The sequence below is a fragment of the bacterium genome (assembly GCA_037131655.1).
Taxonomy (GTDB): Bacteria; Armatimonadota; Fimbriimonadia; order Fimbriimonadales; family JBAXQP01; genus JBAXQP01.
In genome coordinates this window covers 1-1987 of record JBAXQP010000409.1, presented here as the reverse complement: position 1 = coordinate 1987, position 1987 = coordinate 1, and the positions used below count along the sequence as shown (strand labels likewise).

The 1987-nt window shown below is 47.5% G+C and carries 2 protein-coding genes; one reads left to right on the top strand and one right to left on the bottom strand.

What is annotated here, in order from left to right; genetic code table 11:
- Positions 1 to 355: 355 nt before the first annotated feature.
- Positions 356 to 1336 carry a radical SAM protein gene (locus tag WCO51_13060; GenBank protein MEI6514183.1) on the top strand — a complete coding sequence of 327 codons (981 nt, stop codon included), beginning with the start codon at positions 356 to 358 and terminating at the stop codon, positions 1334 to 1336.
- On the opposite strand, the gene WCO51_13055 is transcribed toward WCO51_13060, so the two are convergent.
- Positions 1292 to 1654, bottom strand: coding sequence for a hypothetical protein (locus WCO51_13055; GenBank protein MEI6514182.1), 363 nt, complete (start codon positions 1652 to 1654; stop codon positions 1292 to 1294). The two genes, WCO51_13060 and WCO51_13055, sit on opposite strands and share 45 nt — an antisense overlap.
- Positions 1655 to 1987: the final 333 nt, after the last annotated feature.

Sequence of the window (1987 nt, the reverse complement as noted above, 5' to 3'; positions counted from 1 at the left end):
TTGTTTGGAATGTTCTATAGATTTTTGAAGGAATGAGCTTATTCTCAGAATGCGTGGCTTATGATACACCTCTTCTTATGTGCAAACCTGATCATTCGGAGACAGAACTGAAGTCTCGCATGTATAGAAGGATCCTTGATATAGAACCACCAATAATAGATTCTTTTGATCTGAATGGAGTTCACTTAGGGATCGATTATCTCATGTCGAATATGAAGACAATTCGAAGCTCTTTTAGTCAAATCAGATGTAATGGGGCAGAAGTTGTCGCCAATATCATTGACGCGATTATTAGAGGCATCAGCCTTGGCCATCCAAAACCTAGAATAATCGAGGGTTTAGGACTATTGGACCCGTGAGAATCATAAAACGTCTCACAATCGCAACAACCTATAAATGCTACAGCAGATGCAAACACTGCCACACCTGGAGCAGAAAGAGCCCTAGAGAACTGTCACTCGACCAATATCGTGAGTTGCTGTCGGCGGGCAGCTTTGACTCGCTAGGCACCATTTCCCTGACTGGTGGGGAACCTTTGCTCTATTCTGACATCGAGAATCTGATTAGACTGATCGCTTCTGCCAAGCCTGGTATCCGTCTGGACATTAACACAAACGGCTTGACATTCGACAAGCTCAATCAAGTCTTATCTCTGGAGGAGATTCATAGTCTCGGCGTCTTTCAAATCAATATTTCTATGGACGGTACAAAGGCAACTCATGACTACATTCGTGGCGTTGAGGGAAACTATGACAGAATCATTGAATGGCTTACTTTTTTCAGGCCTAGGATCGACAACAATGTGCAGGTTACACTAAGCTTCACCGCATCTCCCCAAAACTACAGAGACATCCCAGGAATAGTCCAATTAGCAGCCAACTTCAACACGGGTTTATCACTAAGAATGCAACAGAGGAGTTTCTTCTACGACAATGTCTGCGAAAAACTGACGTGGAATGAGGATAGTTTGAGAGAATGCAATGACCTGGTTCGATTTGTTGCTGACCATCTGGTTCGCAAATATGGCAGATTAGACTCCCCCCACGCAACATTCACCAAACAAGCCGTTTGGAGATATCTGAACACTGCAAGAGACTATGATTGTTTTGCCGGCAGGAACTCCTTGTACATCGACCCTTCAGGCAACTTGTATCCCTGCATAATGCTAGACCGAAAAATGGGGAGTATCGTAGATGATTCCGTAGAAGAAATTTTGGAAAGCGATAAATCCAACAGGGTAGTTGAGTACATAAAGAAGCGGACCTGTTCTTGCTGGACTGAATGTGAGACCTTATACTCGATATCTAGTCAAAAAGACCTCTTTACGCAAGGCTGATTCCAGAATGATGCTGTTGCCGCCCGCACCTCGGAACCTGGCTCGTGCGCAACTTGGATGGTAGAAAAACCTTTTGGCGGGAAACTGAGCGCTGATGATCCCGTCGCGCAGCAGGTTCCGGCCAAGTGAGATTGGAGAGGAGTCACGATTCCTGACTGTTCCGCCTGAGTATTCGTCAACATCCGGCAGCATGCGTCGGAATGTGTCAAGGTCGTTGTCAATTCGCGCACGACAGTGCAGCGTGCGTTCGCGCCAAAGTGGGTTCTCCTGCACTTTTGTCGAAAGGTCGGACTCGAACCGCACAGAGGGCCGGCACACAAAGCCACCACACTGTAAATCGAGACCGATAGCGCCTACAACACCGCGTCATCATCAAGATTGCGGGAGAGCCATTTTCGCACGAAAGATGACAGCCGTGCCCCCACCGTGCAGCATTTTGAGTATGTGAACGAAAGACTGTGGGTGGGGGGACTACTATATGCCCAGAGCGATCATCGAGTCGTGTCTGTGACCCACCAGGAAGGCCCCCAGCATGGTAGGGATGCATCAAGCTGCCCCCTAATGGTGAAGGAAACGAGATGATCACGATGGCAGCAAAGGAACAAATTTGGCGGCCCCATCCGGTGAAAGAACAAGAGCATCCTGCAGATC